Source organism: Streptomyces sp. NPDC020875, assembly GCF_040641415.1.
Lineage (GTDB): Bacteria > Actinomycetota > Actinomycetes > Streptomycetales > Streptomycetaceae > Streptomyces.
In genome coordinates, this window is record NZ_JBFADP010000032.1 from 60,736 (window position 1) to 82,264 (window position 21,529).

The following is a 21,529-nucleotide window of genomic DNA, read 5'->3' on the forward strand; positions in this document are numbered from 1 at the left end:
CCGGCCCCGGTCACCGCCCGTCGAGGGAGGCGAAGAGGGCGCAGTGGTGGGTGTTCTCCACTTCCTCGGGGCCCGCGGGGGCGAGGCCGTCGGGGGTGGGGGTCAGGGGGAGGAGGGTGGTGCCGTTGGTGGTGGCGGGGGGCCAGGTGGGGAGACCGGGGGTGTTGGGGTCGCCGGTGTGGGCGAAGGTGGTCCAGTAGGTGATCATCCGGGCCGTGAGGCGGCGCTGGGCGGGGGTGTGGGCCGGGTCGCCGAAGAGGGCGGTCAGGTCGGCGCCGTGGGTCGCGGTGGACGGGAAGCCCGGAGGGGCGCCGAAGGCCGTGCCGTCGGCGCCGGGCTGGTTCGGGTCGGCGAAGAGATAGGCGTAGGCGCGGGACCGGCCGTGGGTGTCCATGGCCCGGGCGTCGGCGAGGGACGGGCAGGTGAAGCCCTGGTCGGCGGTGATCCGGCCCCAGAGGACGGCTCGGGCGTAGGGGCCCGTGCCGACCGGGTAGACGGCGGTGATCCGGTCGCGGTCGGGGCCGTAGGCGGTGTCGAGGAGGGTGTGGAAGTACGTCCGGTCGAAGGGGGCCTTCGCCGCCTGCATGGCGGTGAACATGGTCCATTCGTCGTGGGTGGTGCCGAGGATCATGGGGATGTCGGCGGTACGGCCCTCCCGGGCGGCCTTCGCCGGGTCCTCGGGGAGGAACGCGGCGGTGCCGCCGTGGACGGGGCGGGCGAGGGCGGTGGCGTGGGGGCCGGTGAGCCAGGTCTTCACGTCCGTGGCGCGCAGACAGCTCAGTACGTCGTCGGCCGTGCCGCAGCCCGCCGCCTCGATCGCGGCCCGGTCGGCGGGGCGGGCCTCCTCCTGTGGGACGTAGAGGCCGTGGCGTTCGACGCCGGGCGCCGACGTTCCGGCGGGGAAGTAGCCGGAGCAGGGGCCGCTCTGGACGATCGCCCGGTCGATCAGACCTTCGGTGGCGGGGGAGGCGACCAGCGCGCAGGTGCTGAAGGCGCCGGCGGACTCGCCGAAGACGGTGACGTTCTCCGGGTCGCCGCCGAAGGCCGCCGCGTTGCGCCGGACCCAGTCCAGGGCGGCGGTCTGGTCCCGCAGGCCCAGGTTGTCCGCGCCGGGGCCGAGGGCGGGGTCGTTGAGGAAGCCGAGGGCGCCGAGCCGGTAGTTGATGGTGATGCCGATGACATCGCCGCCGGTCACCAGGGGGGCGAGATCGTACTGGGAGCCCGATCCGGTTTGCAGTCCGCCGCCGTGGATCCAGACCATCACCGGCTTCTTCCCGGACCGGCCGGTCCGGGGGGCCGCGATGTCGAGGTAGAGGCAGTCCTCGGAGCTGTCGGCGACGGCGAAGAAGCCCGCCGGGTCCTGGGCGCAGGCCGCGCCGGACTTCGCCGCCTCCCGTATGCCCGTCCAGGGCGCGGGCCGCTCCGGCGGTGCCCATCGGCGGTCGCCCACCGGGGGCGCGGCGTAGGGGATGCCCCGGTAGCGGAGGACCTCGCCGTCGGCGTGGCCACGTACCGTTCCGGCGTCGGTACGGATCACCGGGCCGATCACCGCCCCGGCGTCGCCCCCGGCGCCGGTCGCGCTCCCGGTCCGGGGGGCGCCGGGGGTCGTGGCGCAGGCCGCCAGGAGGGCTGTCAGTACGGCTCCGGTCGCCGCGGCGCGTACGCCTCTCGGTATCGCCATGGGAGGCGCCTTCCGTCCGCCGGGGGGCTCGGCCGTCGCGGCGCGGCGGCACTCCCGGTCAGTCTCGGCACGGCGGACGCGCCCCGCATCACGGGTGGGTCACTCGGGCAAGGTGAGGCCATTGAGCGACGGCGGCCCGGGGAGGGAGTCGGGACCGGTGCCGGGGTCGAAGCGGGCGTGCAGATAGATCCGAGTCCGGTCCGGCGCGTATTCGTGGGCGTGGATCCGGACGCACCGGCGGTCCGAGGTGTCGTACGGGCCGCGGGAGGCGTTCCCGGGGCAGAGGTAGCCGTAGCGCGTGCCGTCCTTGAGCGTCTCGGGTTCGGGGACGCCGAGGCGGGCGAAGCCGTCGGCGGGGGTGTCGGGTTGGGCGGCGGTGGGTTCGAGCCAGGTGCCTTCCGGGGGGTGTTCCGCCAAATAGCTCTCCGCGGTGGTCCTCGGCAGGGTGAAGGTGAGGAAGCCGGTGTCGACGCGGGAGGTGGTCTCGTACGCGGCCCGGGGGGATTCCGCCCCGACGGGGACGGGGACGCCCATCCGGCCGCTGAGCCACTGCGGTGTGACGCCCTCGGCCCAGCGCGCGTCCGCCGCCCGCCCCGGTACGCGGTCCCCGCCGTCGCCGCCCGGGTCGGCGAGGAGCCAGACGCCGGCCACCACGACGCCCAGCAGGGCCAGGGCCCCCAGGACCGCCGACGCGACGAGTCCGGCACGACGGCGACCGCCGCGGCCTCCGTCGCCGCCGGCCGGGGCGGGGCGATGGGTGTCGAGGCCGTTCAACGGACTCCTCCTCCGGGGCGGGCCGCGTCGGTCTCCGGTCTTCCGCCGGGCCCGCCGGTCGTCCGGTCCTGCTGCTGTTCCCGGCCGGGGTTCAGCCGCCCGTCGCGGCTCTCCCCGGGGCCCGGCAGCGGTTCGCCGTTCGGCTGCGCGGTGCCGAGGTCGTAGCTGCGGACGTCGCTGCTGCCCGCCATGTCGAACTCCTGGGCGAGGCCCACGCGGTGCAGTTTGGCCATGTCCCCGTCGGGGATGTCGAGCGGGCCGACCTTGACGCCCTTGCCCTCGTCCCAGTTGTAGCGGTCCCAGACGTTGGCCTGGTAGTCGATGCTGATCTTCGGGTTCCCGTTCGCGTCGGGGACGGCCGTCACGACTCCCGTGACGTTGGTGTTGACTCCTCCGACCGCGTAGTACCAGTTCGCGTCCAGCTTGTCGGTGAAGTAGAAGTCGTCGGGGTGTCTGGCCTCGACCGGGATGACGACCGGCTTGCCGCCGTTCTTCCGGAACTCCTCCGCCGCCTGCTCGCGCCAGCCGTCCTGGTTGAGCCGGACGATGTCGTCGACGTACGTCTTGAAGGCGGGGACGTCGGCCATCATCCGGTCGACGGGCAGATTCATGGGTTTGCCGCTGTTGCCCAGATAGTGGTCCATATGGCGGGCGGCGTCGGTCATGCCCTTGGCGTCCGCGCCCTCCGTGAGGAGATACATCTTCGCCTCGGTCCACCGGTCCCCGACGCCGACGCCGCGGGAGTCGTGCTCGCCCGCCCCCGCGTCCGGGGAGATCTGCGGCATCGTGGGGCTGAGGATGCCCGCGGCCAGCAGGTCGTTCCGGTGCGCCGCCCAGAGCTGGGCGCGGGCGCCGGGGCTGAGGGACTCCCAGAGCATCCGCAGTCTGTCCCGCTCGATCCCGCTCAGGCCCCCGCCGCGTTTCGCCAGTTCCGTCGCGCGCGGCAGCTGGTCCTCGTCGAGTGAGGTGTATGTGGCGTGGCCCGCGTTGTACGGGTCGTTGCCGTGGGAGGCGCGGAGCGCGCGGACGGCCGTCGCGTCGATCTCGGCGGCGTGCTGGACGGTCCGGGTGAGGGCGTCCGCGTACCACCGCATCCGGTCCTTGACCCGCTGGTCGGGGCCCTGGGGCGTACAGACCGCCTCGATCACCCGGACCGTGCCGCACGGGCCGTCGGAGACGATCAGCGCCGGGTCCGGCGGGTTCCGGTTCTGGTCGCCCGTGCCCGCGGCCTCGGTGAGGCTCCGGGCCTTCTTCTGGATCGCCGCCAGTTCGGCATGGGCGTCGGTGAGGACGGCGGCGATGCTTTCGGCTTCCTGGTGGAGGTCCGCGATCTCCTTGGCCGTCTTATGGACGAATTCCCTGGTCACGGTGGCGTTGGCGCCTTCCCACCGGGCTCCGTCGGAGTGTTTCACCAGGCCGTCGCGGGTCCCTCCGGCCAGCTTGGCCAGCTCCCCGGCCATCGTCCGCCAGTCCGCAGCGGCCGTACCGAGCCCCGTGAGGTCCAGGGCCATCAGATCCGAGTACGAGAACGTCATCGGGCCGCCGCCTACCGGAAGTACTCGTTCAGCGCCGATACGGAGACCGGGCCCGTCCGGCCGCCGATCTCGGTGGCGATCTTCGCATCGTCCCGGGCGTGCAGTTTCTTGCTGAAGTCGAGGTGGTTGGAGATATGCGCACATGCCTGGAGGACATGTTTGACCTGCGAGGTCCAGATCCCGACGGTCGACTCCAGTTCGGCGCCGAGCCCGAGGTTACGGCTCTTGAGGCCGGCCGCCGCCCGCATGGTGGAACCGGAGCCCCCGGCGTCCAGGCCCGTGCCCGCGATATCGGCCTTCTTCTTCAGCTCGCCGTGGAGGACGAACGCCTCATGGCCGACGGCGCCCAGATCGTCCTGGCGGACCACCAGGTCGCCGCCGGACGGGCCGCCCGGCGGGGCCGCCTGGTTCAGCCGCGTCCCGGTCTCCCGCCGCTCCGCCGCCCCGGCCTTGGCCCGCTCCCACTCGCCCCATGACATCCGTGTGCTCGCCCCCCGCCGCTCCGCCCTCCGCCGTCCCGTGCCGGGCCGTCCGGAGGCTCCTACCCCTCGGCCACCAATATCCACCAACTTCCTTGATCCCGGGGCGGGTTGTGGATACCGGGCCGGGCGCGCCGGGGCCGGGGCCGGTGCCCCTGGCCGTCTTCACGATCACGAAGGTGAAGCTGATCAGCAGCGCCCACGACGCCCATTTCGTGACCGGGACCGGGGACCACGTCTCCAGCTGATGGGGGTACGACCAGGCCCCGAGGTATGTCGCCAGGTTCTCGGCCACCCAGAGGAAGAAGCCGATCAGGACGAAGGCGAGCGCGAGCGGCATCCGGAGGCGGGCGGGGCCGACCGTGTACGAGACCCGGGTTCCCAGGGTCGCCAGGAGGAGGGCGGCGGCGAGCGGCCAGCGGGCGTCCGGGAGCCAGTGGTGGGTGAGGAAGTTGAGGTAGACGAGGGCGGCGAGTACGGCGGTCGTACGGGGGCGGTAGCCGGTGAAGTCCAGGTCGAAGAGGCGCCAGGAGCGGCAGACGTAGCTGCCGACGGCCGCGTACATGAAGCCGCCGTACAGCGGCACCCCGGCGACCTTCGTCAGGGCGTCCTCGGGGTACGACCACGAGCCCACGTGCACCTTCACCGCCTCGAAGAGGAAGCCGAGCAGATGGCAGACCGCGATCACCGCGACCTCCCGGCCGGTCTCCCAGCGCATCGCCCAGCCGGTGGCCGTGAGGGCGACGCCGTAGATCAGCAGCAGGTCGTAGCGGGCCACGGGGAGGTCGTCGGGGAGGGCTTCCGACGCGGCCATGCCGAGGAAGAGCGCGGCGGCGAAGACGCATGCCTTGGTCTGGATCCAGCCGAAGACCAGGAGGCGGCGGACGCAGGTCCGGGGGGCGGATACGGCGGGGCGGACGGGGGTCGCGGAAGAGGTCATGGGCGCCTTTTAGGAGGAGACGGGTGAATTCCCGGACACGCGCCCGGAGGCCGGTGCGTTGCACTCGGGCGGGGTTTTGTCGGACAGATCACATGACATGCGGATGATCCCGGCGCGGAGAAGAATGAAGGGGGGCGATTCCCGGGAGGCCGCCATGGGGCAGCAGCACGGCATCGGGGGCGTACCGTACGGTGCCCCTCCCCCGCCGACGCCGCGGGAGCGGGCCGAGACCGGGCGGGCCGCGCGGCGGACGACGCCGAGGTCGGCGCAGGCCCGGTACGAGCCGCCCGCCGACCGGCTGGACCCCGTCGAGATCGTCGAGGCGCAGTCCGCGACCCGGGTGCCCGAGCTGGTACCGGTCAGATACGGGCGGATGATCGAGTCACCGTTCCGGTTCTTCCGGGGGGCCGCCGCCGTGATGGCCGCCGATCTCGCGGCGGCGACACCCGCCAGCGGGCTGACCGCGCAGCTCTGCGGCGACGCGCACATGATGAACTTCCGGCTGCTGGGCTCGCCCGAGCGGCGGCTGGTCTTCGATATCAACGACTTCGACGAGACCCATCCGGGGCCCTGGGAGTGGGACGTCAAACGGCTCGCGACCAGTCTGGTCATCGCGGGCCGGGAGAACGGCTGGCCGGAGGAGGAGCGGACGGCGATCGTCCGGGCGGCTGTACGGACCTACCGGCGGCGGATCCGGGCCTACGCCGGGATGGGCAATCTCGATGTCTGGTACGACCGCGGCGATATGGAGCAGGTCCAGTTGCTGGCCGACGAGCGGCTCGACCGGCGCGGCCGGGAGCGGCTGGCGGAGGCGATGGCGAAGGCCAGGACCCGGGACAGTATGAAGGCGTTCGAGAAGCTGACGGAGATCCGGGACGGCGGGCGGCGGTTCGCGGCCGATCCGCCGCTGATCGTGCCGGTGGCGGAGCTGCTCGCCGGGCCCGGACTCGACCGGCTCGTCCGGGAGCTGCACAACCTGGTCGACCACTACGGCAGCAGTCTCTCCATGGAGCGGCGGCATCTGCTCGGGCAGTACCGGGTGGTCGACATCGCCCGCAAGGTGGTCGGGGTCGGCAGTGTCGGCACCCGCTGCTGGGTGCTGTTGCTGCTGGGCCGGGACGACACCGATCCGCTGATCCTCCAGGCGAAGGAGGCGGACCGGTCGGTACTGGAGGCGTTCACGGAGCGCAGCGCGTACGAGAACCAGGGGCAGCGGGTGGTGGCCGGGCAGCGGCTGATGCAGGCGGTCGGCGATGTGTTCCTGGGGTGGGACCGGGTCACCGACGTCGATGTGCCGTACCGCGACTTCTATGTACGGCAGTTGCACGACTGGAAGGGGATCGTGGTGCCGCAGGCGATGGTGCCGAAGGGGATGCGGCTGTTCGCCGAGTTGTGCGGGGCGACCCTGGCCCGGGCGCACGCCAGGTCGGGGGACCGGATCGCGATCGCCGCCTATGTGGGGGGCGGGGAGGTGCTCGACGGGGCGATCGCCCGGTTCGCGGAGGCGTACGCCGATCAGAACGAGCGCGATCACGCCGCCCTGGTGGCCGCCGTGCGGGAGGGGCGCGTCACGGCGGAAGAGGTGGCGTAGGGGGCGTGGGACCACGGGGCGAACGGCGGTCCCGGGGGCGTCGGCGTCGGCGGGGCGTTCGGCTCCGGGCGGGGGGTCGTCACTTCCAGGGGATGTTCCGCCACGGGCTGGCCTCGTCCGTGGTCAGGATCCGGTGGCAGGCCAGCGCGCCCTCGTACCAGTCGCCGAACTCCTCGTCGTCGAAGTGGAGACAGCGGCCCAGGACGTACGCGGCCGAGAACTCCTCCCACGAGCGGTAGTTCGCCCGGGCCGCCGCGCCCGCGCGCAGGATCGCGTCCTCCGTCTCGGCGAGCGTGCCGAACCGGGCGCCGAGGCCCCAGCGGGCCATGCCGGAGGCGCGGCCGTAGTCCCAGGCTTCCAGGGTGCGGGTGTACTGGGTGTCGCCGAGCAGTCCGTCGGCCCGGAACCGGGCCTCGTAGCGGGCGATCCGGCCGATCAGCCGGCCGACGCCGGTGACCTGGGCGGCGACCTCGGACTCGTCGGCCTCGGCGCCGGGCGTGACGCCGTCGGCGGTGATCTTCGGTTCGGCGGCGCGGGCCGCGTTGGCCCGGATGACGCGTTCGGCGACGGACCGCCAGTGGTCGAGTTCGACGGCGCCGCCGTAGTCGCGGGCCAGGTTCTGGCGGACCCGGAGGGCGAACTCCCAGACGGGGCTGACCAGGTCGGCCCGGATCAGCCGTTCCAGGGTGTCGCGCCATTCGTCGCGGCTGTTGATGTCCCACCATTCGCGGAGCCGTTCGCGTTCCCGGCGGTAGCCGCGGCCGTGGTAGCCGATGGCGTTCCACAGTTCGCCGTTGTTGACGGAGAGCAGCGCCCCGCAGGCCAGTCCGTGCGCGACCGAGCCGTGCAGGGGGCCGCCGACGTGCAGGGCGCGCAGCCGCCGGCCGGGGCGGATGGCGTCGGAGGGGGCGGCGTGCCGCTGCCACTGGGCGCGGTGGGCGGGGGTGGTGGGGAAGAACGCCTCGCAGGGTGTGCCGGGGTTGATCACCAGCCATGCCGGGTCGGTGTGGTCCCAGGCGCCCGCGTACCAGGCGAGGGACGCCGAGTGGAAGACCGGGTCCTCGACGGGCGCGGGCAGTACGCCCTCCGTGTAGAGGGCCACGCAGGCGCCGCCGACCTGGGGCGCGAAGAACGGCAGGATCTGGACCTCGGCGGGGTGGGAGTCGAGGAACGACCGGTGCTGGGCGGTGTAGAGCCAGTTGCGGCCCAGGACCTCGAAGTAGGCGGGCCAGTCGCCGCGCGTCTTCGCCTCGTACAGCAGGCGTTCGATCCGGCTGGGGGCCTGCCAGGCGGGGGCCGGCGGGCCGTGGGGCGGGGGTACGGCGGCGAACGGGTCGTGGACGGTGGGCGCTGGGCCGTAGGCGTAGCCGGGGCCTTGGTGGTGGGCGGGGCCGTGGCCGTGGCCGTATCCATAGGCGGGGCCGTTGCCGGGGCCGTATCCGTAGGCGTGGCCGGTTCCGTGGGGCGGGCGGTACGAGTACGGGCCGGGGGCGCCGGGATCCCCGGGGCCGCCGGGGGGCGTGCCGCCGCCGTACCGCGGCGGGCCGAAGCCCGGGACGCCGCCGTTCCCGTCCGGTGCGCCTCCGCCCGGGGTGTCCTGCCCGTTCCCCATCCCCATACGAAAACTCTATCGAGACCGGTGTCGGAACGGCGTGATCACCGGTCCGGGTACTCCGCGCGGGGGACGGTACGGCCGAAGGCGCGGGGCGTCGCGTGGCGGGAGGGGCGGCCGGGGCCGGGGACGGGTTGAGTGGCCGGGGGCACGGGCGGGCCCCGACGACGCACCGGAGGAGGACGGCCGTGTCCGTACCGTCGGCACTCGACCACCAGGTCACCGGCTACAGCCTGGCGCACGCGTACTGGATGGCGCGCGCCGCCCGGCTCGCCTACGAGAATCCGGCCGAGGTCGAGCGGCAGGCGCGGGACTGGGGGTTCGACCGGGTACGGCACCACGAGTCCCTGTTCGAGCCGCCGTTCGCCCTGGAGGACACCCAGGCGTACACGATGGCCAGCGACCGGATGATCGTGACCGCGTTCCGGGGGACCGAGCCGGCCCTGATCCGGGACTGGCTCTCGGACGCGGCCACCCCGCCGTGGCCGGGCCCGGCCAGGACCGGATATATGCACTACGGCTTCGCGGAGGCGCTGGACTCGGTCTATCCGGGGGTGCGGGAGACGGTCGCCGGGTTCCGCGACGGCGGACAGACGGTGTGGTTCACCGGGCACAGCCTGGGCGGCGCGCTGGCGATGCTCGCCGGGTGCCGGATGTATCTGGAGGAGCCCCGGCTGCGGGCCGACGGCGTCTACACGTACGGCCAGCCGCGCGCCTGCGACCGGGTGCTGGCCGCCGCCGTGAACAAGGGGTTCAAGGACCGGCTGTTCCGGTTCGTCAACAACGACGACGTCGTACCGCTGCTGCCGCCGGAGCCCGCGTACGCGCATACGGACGCCCTGCGCTGGTTCGACGCGAAGGGCACGCTGCACACCTCGATGCCCCGGCTCGCGGGGGCGGCCGACCGGCTGCGCGGGGCGGTGGCCGATCCGGTCGCCCTGCCCTCGGGCGGGGTGCGGGATCACTTCATCGACGCGTATGTGACGGTGCTGGAGCGGAGCCTTCAATAAGCGGAGCCTTCAACAGAGGTACGGGATCGGGAGTTTTCCGGGACATACGGGTACGGCTGCGGGGCCGCTCGTGGTGAGCGGCCCCGCAGCCGTGTCCGTATTCGCGTCCTGATGGTCCGGAGGTCCCGGTCAGGCGATCGGCGTCAGCGCCTGGTCGTCATCGGCCCGCCCCGGCCCCGTGTCCGTACCCGTCCCCGTACCGTTCGCGGCGCTCTTGTCCCGGCCCCGGAGGAGGATCGCCGCCAGCAGCGCGGCGACCACGACCCCGATCCCGCCCGCGACGAAGCTGTTCGCCATCGCCTGGGTGAAGGCGTCCCGCGCGGCGTCCGCCAGCGCCGGGACCTTCAAAGCCGCCGCCACCGACTCCTCGGCCGCCTCGGGGGCGCTGCCGGGCAGTTCGTTCCGGTACGTGGTGGAGAGCACCGCGCCGAGGATCGCCACTCCGAGGGCGGCGCCCGCCTGCTGGATGGTGTCGTTGAGCGCCGAGCCGACCCCCGCGTGCTCCTGGGGCACCGCGCCCATCAGGGCGGCGATCGCGGCGGGCATCGCCAGTCCGCCACCGGCGCCCATCAGCAGCATGGCCGTGGTGATCAGGCCCCAGCCGTCGCCCTCGGAGAGGGTGGCGAGGGTGCCGAAACCGGCGGCGATCACCAGCAGGCCGAGCACGGCCACGATCCGGTTGCCGGTCCTGGGGAGCAGCGCGGCCCCGATGCCGTTGAAGGCGATCACGGCGACCGCCATCGGGGCGAAGGCGAGACCGGTCTCGGTGGCGCTGTAGCCGAGGACGAACTGGAGGTACTGGGTCAGGACCAGCATCAGACCGCCGTTGGCGAAGGTCAGCAGGACGAGCGAGAAGCTGGCGCCGGTGAAGACCTTGTTACGGAAGAGGGAGACGGGGACCATCGGCCACTCGATACGGGCCTCCCATATCGCGAAGCCGACCAGGGAGACGGCGGCGACGACGGCGGCGGCCAGTGTGACGGGGTCGCCCAGGCCCTTCTTCGGGGCCTCGATGATGGTCCAGACGAGGGCGGTCATCCCGGTCATCGACAGCACCATGCCGGGGAAGTCGGGCTTCCGCCACGGGCCCTTGGACTCCGGCATCAGCAGCAGGGCGGAGCCGATGGCGAGCGCCGCGATCGGCACGTTGATCAGGAAGACCGCGCCCCACCAGAAGTCGGCGATCAGCGCGCCGCCGAGGACCGGGCCGCCGACCAGGCCGACCATCGCGACGGCGGACCAGGCGGCGATCGCCTTGGGGCGCTCGTCCTCGTCGAAGACGGTGATCAGGATGGAGAGCGTGCTCGGCATCACCAGCGCGCCGCCGACGCCCATCAGCACCCGGGCCGCGATCAGGGTCTCCGGGCTCTCCGCGTAGGTCGCGATCAGCGACGCGAGTCCGAAGAGCGCCAGGCCGATGATCATCACCCGGCGGCGGCCGAACCGGTCGGAGAGGCTTCCGGCGGTGAGCAGCAGTCCGGCGAAGACCAGGATGTAGGACTCGATGATCCACTGGATGTCGGTGGCGCTCGCCCCGAGGTCGTCGGTGATCGCGGGGACCGCGACCGTCAGCACCATGTTGTCGATGACCAGGACGAGGGTGCTCAGGCAGAGCACCACGAGGATCAGCCAGCGGCGCGGGTGACGGTCCGAGGCCGCGCCCGCCGGGCCCGCCGCCGTTCCCGTCGCGCCTTCCGGTCCCCGCGCGCCCGCCGTCTCCGGTTCGTTCCGGTGTGACCGCTCCTGCTTCATGGCCGCTTCCCCTCCGAGTAGTCGTACGGCGATATCCCGAGCGATCGCCGTACGGCGTGCGCTCTGCCGAACACTGTACGGAGACCGAACAGTGTTCGCAAGAACGTACGGCGTACGTAACTGCGTTAGGGTTGGTCGCGACGGAACCCGACGGAACCGACGAAGAGGCACCGGCCCCGGTACGGGACGGCGCGCGGGACGCGAGAGGAGCCCTGGACATGGCGGTCGAGGAGCAGGCGCCGGGGACGGCGGACGCGGTCGGCTCGAAGGCGGACGAGGGCTTCCCCTCCGTCTGGACCCGGCCCCGGCGCCGTAAGCGGGAACAGCCGGCGCTGAGCCGGGAGCAGATCGTCGCCGAGGCTCTCGCCCTGCTGGACAGCGACGGCGTCGAGGCGCTGAGCATGCGGAAGCTCGGCGCCCGGCTGAAGGCCGGGGCGACCTCCGTGTACTCGCACGTCGCGAACAAGGAGGAGCTGATCGAGCTGGTCGTGGACGAGGTCTACGGCGAGATCGACGTCCCGGAGCCCACCGGCCCCGACGACTGGCGGCGGGCCCTGGAGGAGTTCGCGCACAGCGTCCGGGCGACGATCCTGCGCCACCCGTGGATGGCGTCGGTCCTGGGCGAGGTCGGCATGGCCTATCTGGGGCCGAACATGATGCGCCTCTCCGACCGGGGGCTCGGCATCTTCGAGGCCGCCGGATGCGACGACGCCGAGACCGCCGACGTCCTGATGAGTACGCTGATCGCCTTTGTGATCGGTACGGCGCTCACCGAGGCCGCGTATCTGACGTCGCTGGCCCGGAGCGGCCGGACCGAGCGGGAGTGGCTGGAGAGCGTCCGGCCCGCGGCGGTGGCGGCGGCGCAGCAGTACCCCCGGCTGCGGAAGCGGTACGCGGCGCTGGACGAGATGGAGCCGACGGATACCCGGGGGTCGTCCTTCGACCAGGGGCTGGCCTGCGTCCTCGACGGGATCGCGGTCCGGCTGCGGGCCGCCTGACGCGCCGTACGGATACCCGCCCCGATACGTACGAGGGGGTGGCGCCGCACGGGCGGCGCCACCCCCTCCGTAGGCGGACCGGCGGTGTCAGGCCGTCCCGCGCAGCCGCGCCAGCGCCGCTTCGAGATCGGGGCGGGCGGGACGGTTGTACGGCAGCTTCGCCAGCACGGCCGCCATGCCGCAGGTGTCGGTGAGCGCCGAGAAGACCAGTCCGCCCGAGACGCCCCCGGCGAGCAGCAGCCAGGCCGGGTGCAGAAAGAACCCGAGGACGACACCGGTCAGTATCAGCGCACCCGCCGCCAGCCTGACCTGGCGCTCCATCGCCCAGCCCGCGCGCGGCACCGCGCAGACGGTTCCCGGGGCGGCCCCCGGGTCGGTGGCGGAGGCGGTGTTGTCGGGGTGCTCCAGCGGATAGCCGCGGGCCGCCCAGCCCGACGTACCGCCGCTCAGGCTCGCCGTCCGCACGGCCCGCCCGGCCAGCAGCTCGCGGGCCTTCGCCGACCGCGCGCCGGAAGCGCAGACGAGCAGCACCTCACCGCGCCCGGCGGCGGCCCCGATCTCCGGCACCGCGCGGCGCACCTGGTCGAGGGGGACGTTGACGGCGCCCGGGAGATGGCCGGAGGCGTACTCGCCGGGCGTACGGACGTCGATCACGGTCATTACGGCCTGCCGGGCCCGGGCGCCGTCGGCGTCGTACTCGGTGGGACGGGCCTGGTTCCCGTGGGTTCGGGGGGAGTGTGACATCGGTGACGCTCCTCGGAGGAAGGAAGGGGGTAAATTACCCCCAGGGGTATGTACGGGACTGGTCCGGTCCGCGCCCGCCTCATGGACGGACCGGGCGGACGGAGCTGGATCCGGAGCCGGAGCCGGTACGACGACCGGAACCGGGAAACCGGGAAGGAGTGGACGACGTGGAACTCGATCTCGCCGCCGCCGAGCTGAAGGCCGTGCTGAACCGGCTGCGCCGGGCGCAGGGTCAGATCTCCGGAGTGATCCGGATGATCGAGGAGGGCCGGGACTGCGAGGAGGTCGTGACCCAGCTCGCCGCCGCGTCCCGCGCCCTCGACCGGGCCGGGTTCGCCATCATCGCGACCGGCCTCCAGCAGTGCCTGACCGACATCGGCCCGGAGGACGGGGCCGAGGACGGCGGCGGAGACGGATCGGCCGCGCCGGAGGGCTCCGGCGGGACCCGCCGCAGGCGGATCGAGGACCCGGAGAAGATGCGGGCCCGGCTGGAGAAGCTCTTCCTGTCACTGGCCTGAGCCGGACTACGACGGCGACGGGGACGGCGGCGAGGGGCATGTCACACCACCCCCGTCGCGTCCGTCGCCATGGCCACGGCCACCGCGATCAGCACCCAGGCGAGGATCCGCCGCAGGGTCGCGGCCGGGAGCCGGTCCGCGAGCCGCTTGCCGTCCCACGCCCCGAGGACGGCCGCGGCGGCGAAGGGCGCGATCAGCCCCCATTCGAGGCCCTGCGCCGTACCGGAACGGGTCGCCAGGGCGGCGATCGCGTTGACCGTGATCACCAGCAGCCCGGTCCCGACGGCGGTACGCGTCCCGAGGCCGAGGGTCCTGATCAGGGCCGGTACGACGAGGAACCCGCCGCCCACCCCGAGGACCCCGGTCAGCGCCCCGACCCCGGCCCCGGCCCGTACGGCGGGACCGGTGCCACCGGCCCGTTCGACGCCCTCGCCGCCCCGGACGGACCCGGAATCGGAATCGGCCCCGGAAGCCTTCTCGTCGCGGTCGTCGCGCTCGTCCCGGCCGTCGTCGGAGCGGAGCATGCCGATCGCGACCACAGCCGCGATCACCGCGAAGGCCCCGGTCAGTACGGCGTCCGGCAGCCGGGCCGCCAGTACGCCCCCGAGGGCGGCGGGGATCAGCCCGGCCACCGCGAAGAGGGCTCCGGTACGCCAGCGGACCCGGCCGTCCCGGGCGTGCGCGTACAGGGCCGTGACCGAGGTCAGCGCCACGACGACCAGACTCGCGGTGGTCGCCGTGACCGGGCTGAACCCGAGGAGGTAGATCAGGGCGGGGACGGCGAGCACACTGCCGCCACCGCCGAGGGCCCCCAGGGCGATCCCGACCACGGCGCCCGCGAGGAGGGCGAGTATCACGACGCGGTACGCGCCCGGGGGAGCCCGCCGGGGGAGCCGCCGTCACCTACGGGAGCGGACGCGTCCGCCCCCGTACCCCCGCCCGATCCCGATCCGTCCGATCCGTCCGGGACGACCCGGAGCCCCGCCGCCTCCGCCGCCGTGAAGGCGTCGTCGACGGCCACGACCTCGCGGCCCGCCGCGTCCAGCAGGGACGCGGCGATCGCGGCCCGGAAGCCGCCCGCGCAGTGCGCCCAGACGGTGCCCGGCGGTATCTCTCCCAGCCGGGACCGCAGTTCGTGCAGGGGAATGGGGAGGGCGCCCTCGATCCGGCCGGAGCCCGCCCGTTCCGAGGCGCGCCGGACGTCCACGATCACCACGGGCTCTCCCGTCCCGGCCCGGTCGGCGTCGGCCGCCGCCGCCAGGTCGGCGAAGGTGCCGCGCCGGAAGGACCGGGCGGTCTCGCCGTCGCGGAGCCAGTTCGCGACCCCGCCGGGCACGCCCGCCGCCGGGCGGTCGAGACCGACCCGCACCAGCTCGCGCCGGGCCTCCGCCAGCTGCTCGGGCGAGGCGGCGAGCAGGGTCACCGGCCTGCCCCACGGCACGAGCCAGGCGAGCTGTACGGCGAGCTGGCCGCCGGACTCGATATTGACCGTGCCCGCCACATGGCCCGCCGCGAAGGCGACCCGGCCGCGCAGATCGATCACCCACTCCCCTTCCGCGAGCCGGGCCGCGATCTCGTCGGCGTCCGCGACGGCGGCCGGGGTGGTCAGATCGACGGGCGCGGGGCCGCGCGAGTTCAGCGGTCCCATATGCGCGTAGTACGCGGGAATGTCGTCGAGGGAGGCGAGGAGTTCGGCGACGAAGGTGTCGACGTCCTTGAGCAGCGCCTCGTTGCCGCGCCGCTCCGCGCCGACGGTACTGCCGCCGCCGACCGCGCCCGGTACGCCCGCACCGGTGGCGCCCGCCGAGCAGAGGCTGCCGAAGCCGTGGGTGGGCAGTACGGCCGTGGTGTCGGGAAGCCCGTCCACGAGCCGGTGCGCGGAGGCGTGCTGGGCCCGGGCCAGTCCCTCGGTGAGCCGGGGTTCGACCAGGTCGGGGCGGCCGACCGTACCGATCAGCAGCGATCCGCCGGTGAACGCGGCGACGGGGTCGCCCGCCTCCTCCAGTACGTAGGCGGTGTGGTGCGGGGTGTGCCCGGGGGTGGCGACGGCGCGCAGTACCAGCTCCGTGTCGATCTCCGTACGGTCGCCGTCGGCGACGGGAACCCGGGTGTACGACACCCGCGCCCCGGCCGGGACGAGATACGCGGCACCCGTCAGCCGGGCCAGCTCCAGGCCGCCGGTGACGTAGTCGTTGTGGACATGGGTCTCGGCGACCACCGCGATCCGGACCCCGCGCCGGGCGGCGGCCTCCAGGACCCGGTCGATGTCCCGGGGCGGGTCGACCACGACGGCCGTACGGGCTCCGCCCGCGAGATAGCCGCGGTTGCCGAGCCCGGGTACCTCCAAGGTGTCGATGAAGAACACTGCGGTGATCCTTTCGCGCTCTGTGTACCCCCCGGGGTATACGGGGACCGTACCAAATTACCCCCGGGGGTATTCAAGCGGGTGTGAAGGACCTCATGGAGGGGTGGGCGAGCGGGCACGCTCGGTAGGGATTCGTACGGGATCCGTACGGAAGAACGCGCGGGGGGACGGTTCAGACGGCCGCAGCGCCGGGGGCCGGTCCGGTGCCGGACTCCGGGTCGGGGCCGGTCTCCGGCCGTACCCCCGTGACCAGGTACGAGACGAACTCCACCTGCGCCGAACCGTCACCCGTCGTCCACGGCGCGAGCAGTTCGCGGACCCGGGCGAGACCCCGGGAGACGTCGTCCGGACGGGCGTCCGTGAAGGCCCGCCCCCACGGGGTCGCCGACATGAATCCCGGGACGTAGTCGGAGAGCGGCGGCAGAGCGACCTCCGCCACCACCTCGCGTACGGTCACCTCGGTCAGGCCCGCCCCGGTCAGCAGCCCGGAGAGCCGGTCGGCGCCGCATTCGAAGGCGGTCGCGTACCAGTCCATGATCGGGCCCGCGCCGTTCTCCTCCATCGCCTGCCCGGTCGCGGCGAAGAACGGCGAACGGCCCAGCGGCGCCCAAGCGGTGAACCCCAGCAGCCCGCCGGGGCGGGTGACCCGGACGGCCTCGGCGACACCGGCGGCCCGGTCGGGGAAGAACTGCACGCCCTGCTGGCAGAGCACGGTGTCGAACGTGCCGTTGGCGTACGGCAGATCGTCCGCCGACGCCTCCTGCCACTCCACCACGATGCCGTCGGCGACCGCGTGCTCGGCGGCGACCAGCAGCATCCCCGGCGCCGGGTCGACACCGACGACCCGGCTCCCGGTCCCGGCCAGCCGCGCGGCGGCGGTACGGGCGACGAAGCCCGTACCGCAGGCGAGATCGAGGAGGGCGGTACCGGGCGACAGCGGGACGGTACCGAGCAGCGCCCCGACGAAGGGGGTCATGACCGGGGCGGCGTACCGCTCGTAACGCTCGGGAGCCCGGTCGGTGAGCCGGAATCCGGCGCCCGCGTCACCGGTGGCCGCCGGGTCCGCATCGGGGGCCGGGGCCGCCCGGCCGGGACCGTACCGCGCGTCGCGCCACCCGCCGTCGCGGCCCGCGTCCGCGCGCTCACCGCCCGTCCGGCCCATACATCCGACGATAGAGACGGCGGGCGGTCGTCGCATCTCGGCGTACGAAGCCACGGCTACGGTGCTGGGCTTTGGCCCTGGACTCCGGCACCGGCGCCGGAATCCGTTGAAGGCGCAACCGCCCCGGGGGCCTCCGGAGCCCCGGGAGCCCCGCCCCGACCGGGCTCTCTACCCGGCGGAGGACCCGCCGGGGGACCCCCCGTACATCCTTCGATGTAGCCGTCTTTCGTCAACGGTCACGAGGATCCGGCGCCGTACCGCCGGGACGATGAAGACGTGACCATCCAGACCAAGACCCAGATCCCGTCCTCGGGCACGGCGGTCGGCTCCGGCCCCGGATCCCCGGCCCGGCTCCCCCTCCTCGACGTCCTGCGCGGCGCGGCGATCCTCGGCACCCTGATGACCAACGTCTGGGTGTTCACGGCGCCGGGCGCGGAATGGGGCGTCCTCACCGGAGCGGTCGGCACGCCCGTCTTCGACTCCGTACCGCACGCCGTGGAGGCATCCTTCCGGCTGCTGGCCAACGGCAAGTTCCTCGCCCTGCTGACCATCCTGTTCGGCGTGGGCCTGGCCATCCAGTACGCCTCCGCCGAACGGCGCGGCAAACCCTGGCCCGGCTCCTACCGGCCCCGCGCCTACTTCCTCTTCTTCGAGGGCACCGTCCACTTCGTCCTGATCTTCGCCTGGGACGTCCTGATGGGGTACGCCGTCACGGCCCTGCTCGTCGCCTGGCTGCTGACCCGCTCCCTCAAGGCCCAGAACCGGGTGATGTGGTGGCTCGGCGGCGTCCATGTGACCCTGATGCTCCTCGCCACGGCCGTACTCGCGGCCGAGGACGGCGGCGGAACGACCGAACTCGACGACGACGTACGCGAGCTGTACGCCTCCGGAAGCTACGGGGAGCAGATCCTCTTCCGCCTGGAGAACGCGCTCGCCATGCGGATGGAACCCATCGTCACCTTCCCCCTGCTGGTCTTCCTCTTCCTCCTCGGCGTCCGCCTGTTCCGCGCGGGAGCCTTCGGCACCGACGACACCGCCCGCCGCATCCGGACCCGGCTGCTCGGCTGGGGCCTCGGCCTCGGACTCCCGATCAGCATCGTCTCGACCGCCGTCGGCCCCGAACTCGTCCTGGTCGACCGCTACATCGGCGGCCCCCTCACGGCCCTCGGCTACATCGGCCTGATCGGTTTCATCGTGGACCGCGTCCGCCGCCCCGGCATCCTGATGACCGGCCTGATCTCCGTCGGCCGTACCGCGTTGACCGGCTACGTCCTCCAGAACCTGATCTGCATGCTGGCCGCGTACGGCATCGGCCTCGGCCTCGCGGAAACCCTCGGGCCCGACTGGTCCCCGTGGTGGGTGATCGCCCTGTGGGCGGTGGTCTGCGCCTTCCTGATGACCGGCGCCACCCTCTGGCTCCGCCGCTTCAACACCGGCCCACTGGAGTCGGTCCAGCGGTGGGCCCTGCGCCGCTGACGGGTACGCGCCCCGGGGCCCGGTCCTGACATCAGGACCGGGCCCCTTCGGGTGCTTCCTCAGCGCCCGTGCCCCCGTCGGCAGACGAGGATCCCGCTGTGGGTGGTCACGGTGAACGCGCCGTGGCGGCGGATGTGTTCGGCGACGAGTTCCCGGGCCCGGTCGACGGCGGCGTCGAAGGGGACGTCGTACCGATCGGCCCAGGCCCGGTAGGACCGCAGATGCGCGACGACCGGGGCCGGATCGGTGAGGCTGATGGTGCCCGGCAGGCCGATGGTCTCGATCTCCGGAAACACGGGCCGGAGGAACCCGGGGGCGCGCTCCAGAGAGAAACGCGCACTGAGCGACAACCGCGACGGCCCCTCCGCGACCCCGAGGACATCAGCTGCCGCGCGTGCCCACAGGGCGTCCAGTTCGTGCTTGTCCCGCTCGCCGTTGGTCGACACGATCACCGGCCCTCCGCCGACGACGACCCGATTGAGTTCGGAGACGGCGGCGGGGATGTCCGCCACGTGATAGAGCATGTGCAGCGCCAGAACGGCGTCGGCACCCCCGTCCCGTACCGGCAACCGGGCAACGTCCCCCACGACTACGGGCGCCGGAACACCGGCCAGGATCCCAGGCGACACGTCCATCCCGACGACCGTCAGATCAGCCCGCTCGACCCGGATCCGCGAGGTGTACCGCCCGTTCCCGCACCCGAGATCCAGCACGGTCCCGCGTACGTCCCGGAGCCGCTCGGCAACGAGCCCCGGCAGGTCGTAGCGGGGTGTCTGCCACTGGTACAGCGACTGCCGGACGGCGAGATCGTCCCCGGTCCGGTACGCGCTCCCGGCGAGTACGGCCCGGTCGGTGACGGGATCCGTGTTCACGCCGACGCCCCGTCCCGCCGCGCCGGGTCCATGGCGACTCGCAGCCAGTCGAGGGGATCCCCGGCCAACAGCTCATCCGCCAGCCGCCGCCCCGTACCGGTGACCAGCCGCTCCCGGCTGTTGTCGATCCAGCGTTGTGCGGCGCCATGGCCCTGTGCCCGGTACTCGATGCCCTGGAGCAGGCACTCCAGCTTGTCCGCGTCCCGGGCGCAGATCGCCTCGGGCGTCTCCTTCGCCTCGTATTCGTCGACCAGGTCCCGGACCGTGCTCGCCAGTACTTCCGGCATCCCGGCGGTCTGATCGGCCGTGACCGCCCGGGGGTCGGCGCTCGTCGCGTACTTCTTCCCGAGGTGGTTCACATCCCCGGTACGGGTCTCCTGCGAGTCGTGCCACACCGCGAGAAAGGCGGCCCGCGCCGGGTCGGCGCCCTCCAGCTTCGCGATGACGGAGGCGATCAGCGCCGTACGCCAGGAGTGCTCGGCCACGCTCTCGGGGTCCCGTACCCCGGCCATCCACCAGCCGGTGCGGCGGGCGTGCTTGAGCGTCCCGGCTTCGTACAGGAAGCGCGCGACGGCGGTCAGCTCGTCGTCCCGCCCCATGATGGTCTCCTCTCGTCAGCCGCCGGAAATGCGCACCACGTGTATGCGCTCAGACCCGTCTGGCGGATCCGGGGCAGGTCGTCATGGGTGAAGTGGCGCAGTTCCAGTCCGGTGGCGCTCACGGGCGGCTCCATTCGGACCGGTAGCGGTCGCCCCATTCGCGGGCGGACTCCGCGTCGGGGGCGAGAGTGAGCAGATCGCGGTAGTAATCACCGATGAGGGACCGGAGACGGCCGGGCAGCGGATGGTTCCCCATCACCCCGAAAGCCGTGGAGGCCGTCGCACACGCCAGTTCCGCATCTCCTTGGTGGAGTTGTGCCTTGGCGAGACTCACGTACTCCATGGCCCGGTTTCTGCGGAACCGCTCCGGAGTGTTGGCGAGAGACCGGTGTGAGGCCGCCTCCGCCTCCGTCCAGTCACCGAGTTGATTTCGCACGATACCGACCAGACCGGCCAGTTCGCCGACACCGTAGAAGTCCATCCAGGCGGCACGGGGAGCGTCGGGATCCGACTTGTCCAGCGCCTCCCAGGCATGACCGAGGGATCGCAGGGCCGCCTGCCGTTCTCCCAGATAGGACTGGCCGACGGCGGTACGGGCATGGGCGAGGGACGCGAACAAGGGGTCGCGCCGGGTCACGGCGGTGGCTTGCGCGGCATGAGCCGCGTCCACCGCATCCGCGTATTCGCCCCGTTGACGTGCGAGCATCGCGTACAGATTCCAGACCTCGAACTCGGATACGGGGTCCCCGGACATCCCGGCCAGGCGGACGGCCTTGCCGAGAAGGTCGTGTGCCCGGTTGGGCCGGTGAGCGTCGATGGCGTTCCAGGCGGCCGACGCGGTGAAGTCGGCGGCCACGGAGAAGAGCCGCTGGCGGATCCGCTGGGACGCGGCCAGCTTCTGCTTGTCCAGCGCGTCGACCGCACCCGCCAGCGCCGCCTTTTCCACGGCGGCGTGACCGCCCCGGCTCTGGTCCAGCGCCACCAGTCCGTCGAGCCGTTCGCGCAGTCGGATGACATCCGATGTGCCCACTGTCGAAGGGGCGCCGGTGAAACCGGTAAGGGGAACCGCGACGGCGGCGGTCGTCCCGGTGGTCGCGGTGAGGAAGTTTCGGCGCTTCACGGGTTGCTCCCGGGGTGTGGTGGGGTGTCCCGTCCTTGCCGGGGGCCGGAATCCCAACTCCTCGGCAGTACAGGAAAATACTGCCTCCAAGGCTTCGCGCTGCCGAGGGTGCGGCCACTTGGTCTTTCCCGTGAGCCAGTTGCGCACCGTGCGATCTCCCACGGTGCCCTCATGGCCGACGGCATACAGATAGTCGTTCAGCACATCGGCCAAGGCAGTCTGGGTGAAGCCGCGCTCGCGCAAGGCAAGGGCGAGCCTCTCGTTCCCCTCCATATACCCACCGTAGCCACCGGGCACCCCT

Annotated in this window: 18 protein-coding genes and 1 pseudogene; 5 read left to right on the forward strand and 14 right to left on the reverse strand. The window is 72.9% G+C overall.

Annotation, left to right across the window (positions count from 1 at the left end):
• Window positions 1–10 precede the first annotated feature (10 nt).
• The 5 genes and pseudogenes from AB0G74_RS19830 to AB0G74_RS19850 all read right to left on the reverse strand — a co-directional run.
• Complete coding sequence (locus AB0G74_RS19830) at window positions 11–1,681, reverse strand: carboxylesterase family protein (protein ID WP_361147927.1); 1,671 nt, start codon at window positions 1,679–1,681, stop codon at window positions 11–13.
• Window positions 1,682–1,780: 99 nt separating this feature from the next.
• Window positions 1,781–2,455, reverse strand: a complete 675-nt coding sequence (locus AB0G74_RS19835) for a hypothetical protein (RefSeq protein WP_361147929.1) — start codon at window positions 2,453–2,455, stop codon at window positions 1,781–1,783.
• Window positions 2,452–3,990, reverse strand: a complete 1,539-nt coding sequence (locus tag AB0G74_RS19840; protein ID WP_361147931.1) for a hypothetical protein — start codon at window positions 3,988–3,990, stop codon at window positions 2,452–2,454. Before AB0G74_RS19840 ends, AB0G74_RS19835 begins: the two co-directional genes overlap by 4 nt.
• Before the next feature lie 11 nt (window positions 3,991–4,001).
• Window positions 4,002–4,358, reverse strand: a complete 357-nt coding sequence (locus AB0G74_RS19845) for a hypothetical protein (protein ID WP_361147933.1) — start codon at window positions 4,356–4,358, stop codon at window positions 4,002–4,004.
• A gap of 280 nt (window positions 4,359–4,638) precedes the next feature.
• Window positions 4,639–5,409 (reverse strand): annotated as a pseudogene (locus AB0G74_RS19850) (DUF817 domain-containing protein); the annotation flags it as partial.
• 154 nt (window positions 5,410–5,563) lie between these two features.
• On the opposite strand from AB0G74_RS19850, the gene AB0G74_RS19855 reads away from it, so the two are divergent.
• A complete protein-coding gene (locus tag AB0G74_RS19855) occupies window positions 5,564–7,000 on the forward strand; it encodes a DUF2252 domain-containing protein (RefSeq protein WP_361147935.1) in 1,437 nt (478 codons plus the stop codon).
• Window positions 7,001–7,079: 79 nt separating this feature from the next.
• On the opposite strand, the gene AB0G74_RS19860 is transcribed toward AB0G74_RS19855, so the two are convergent.
• Window positions 7,080–8,618 (reverse strand): DUF1266 domain-containing protein, encoded by a 1,539-nt coding sequence (locus tag AB0G74_RS19860; protein ID WP_361147937.1) that lies wholly within the window; start codon window positions 8,616–8,618, stop codon window positions 7,080–7,082.
• 182 nt (window positions 8,619–8,800) lie between these two features.
• Here AB0G74_RS19860 and AB0G74_RS19865 point away from each other — a divergent pair, with 182 nt between their 5' ends.
• Window positions 8,801–9,622: a lipase family protein gene (locus AB0G74_RS19865; protein WP_361147939.1), complete on the forward strand. Its 822-nt coding sequence runs from the start codon at window positions 8,801–8,803 to the stop codon at window positions 9,620–9,622.
• A 129-nt stretch (window positions 9,623–9,751) separates the two neighbouring features.
• Here the strand turns inward: AB0G74_RS19865 and AB0G74_RS19870 are convergent, their stop codons facing one another.
• A complete protein-coding gene (locus tag AB0G74_RS19870) occupies window positions 9,752–11,374 on the reverse strand; it encodes an MFS transporter (RefSeq protein WP_361147941.1) in 1,623 nt (540 codons plus the stop codon).
• A gap of 218 nt (window positions 11,375–11,592) precedes the next feature.
• Between AB0G74_RS19870 and AB0G74_RS19875 the strand changes: the two genes are divergently transcribed.
• Window positions 11,593–12,372 carry a TetR/AcrR family transcriptional regulator C-terminal domain-containing protein gene (locus AB0G74_RS19875; RefSeq protein WP_361147943.1) on the forward strand — a complete coding sequence of 260 codons (780 nt, stop codon included), beginning with the start codon at window positions 11,593–11,595 and terminating at the stop codon, window positions 12,370–12,372.
• 87 nt (window positions 12,373–12,459) lie between these two features.
• Here the strand turns inward: AB0G74_RS19875 and AB0G74_RS19880 are convergent, their stop codons facing one another.
• A complete protein-coding gene (locus AB0G74_RS19880; RefSeq protein ID WP_361147980.1) occupies window positions 12,460–13,032 on the reverse strand; it encodes a rhodanese-like domain-containing protein in 573 nt (190 codons plus the stop codon).
• Window positions 13,033–13,283: 251 nt separating this feature from the next.
• Here AB0G74_RS19880 and AB0G74_RS19885 point away from each other — a divergent pair, with 251 nt between their 5' ends.
• Window positions 13,284–13,634 carry a metal-sensitive transcriptional regulator gene (locus tag AB0G74_RS19885; protein ID WP_361147945.1) on the forward strand — a complete coding sequence of 117 codons (351 nt, stop codon included), beginning with the start codon at window positions 13,284–13,286 and terminating at the stop codon, window positions 13,632–13,634.
• A 41-nt stretch (window positions 13,635–13,675) separates the two neighbouring features.
• Here AB0G74_RS19885 and AB0G74_RS19890 read toward each other — a convergent pair whose 3' ends face one another.
• The 3 genes from AB0G74_RS19890 to AB0G74_RS19900 all read right to left on the reverse strand — a co-directional run bounded on the left by AB0G74_RS19890 (window position 13,676) and on the right by AB0G74_RS19900 (window position 17,161).
• Window positions 13,676–14,491 carry a sulfite exporter TauE/SafE family protein gene (locus AB0G74_RS19890; protein ID WP_361147947.1) on the reverse strand — a complete coding sequence of 272 codons (816 nt, stop codon included), beginning with the start codon at window positions 14,489–14,491 and terminating at the stop codon, window positions 13,676–13,678.
• Window positions 14,488–15,999, reverse strand: a complete 1,512-nt coding sequence (locus tag AB0G74_RS19895; protein WP_361147949.1) for an MBL fold metallo-hydrolase — start codon at window positions 15,997–15,999, stop codon at window positions 14,488–14,490. The genes AB0G74_RS19890 and AB0G74_RS19895 overlap by 4 nt, the downstream gene beginning before the upstream one ends.
• 172 nt (window positions 16,000–16,171) lie before the next feature.
• A complete protein-coding gene (locus AB0G74_RS19900) occupies window positions 16,172–17,161 on the reverse strand; it encodes a class I SAM-dependent methyltransferase (RefSeq protein ID WP_361147951.1) in 990 nt (329 codons plus the stop codon).
• 300 nt (window positions 17,162–17,461) lie between these two features.
• On the opposite strand from AB0G74_RS19900, the gene AB0G74_RS19905 reads away from it, so the two are divergent.
• Window positions 17,462–18,637, forward strand: coding sequence for a DUF418 domain-containing protein (locus tag AB0G74_RS19905; RefSeq protein WP_361147982.1), 1,176 nt, complete (start codon window positions 17,462–17,464; stop codon window positions 18,635–18,637).
• Between the two features lie 59 nt (window positions 18,638–18,696).
• Here AB0G74_RS19905 and AB0G74_RS19910 read toward each other — a convergent pair whose 3' ends face one another.
• The 3 genes from AB0G74_RS19910 to AB0G74_RS19920 form a co-directional block, all read right to left on the reverse strand.
• Window positions 18,697–19,509, reverse strand: a complete 813-nt coding sequence (locus AB0G74_RS19910) for a class I SAM-dependent methyltransferase (RefSeq protein ID WP_361147953.1) — start codon at window positions 19,507–19,509, stop codon at window positions 18,697–18,699.
• Window positions 19,506–20,108 carry an HD domain-containing protein gene (locus tag AB0G74_RS19915; protein ID WP_361147955.1) on the reverse strand — a complete coding sequence of 201 codons (603 nt, stop codon included), beginning with the start codon at window positions 20,106–20,108 and terminating at the stop codon, window positions 19,506–19,508. The genes AB0G74_RS19910 and AB0G74_RS19915 overlap by 4 nt, the downstream gene beginning before the upstream one ends.
• A 118-nt stretch (window positions 20,109–20,226) precedes the next feature.
• Complete coding sequence (locus AB0G74_RS19920) at window positions 20,227–21,501, reverse strand: XRE family transcriptional regulator (RefSeq protein ID WP_361147957.1); 1,275 nt, start codon at window positions 21,499–21,501, stop codon at window positions 20,227–20,229.
• Window positions 21,502–21,529 lie beyond the last annotated feature (28 nt).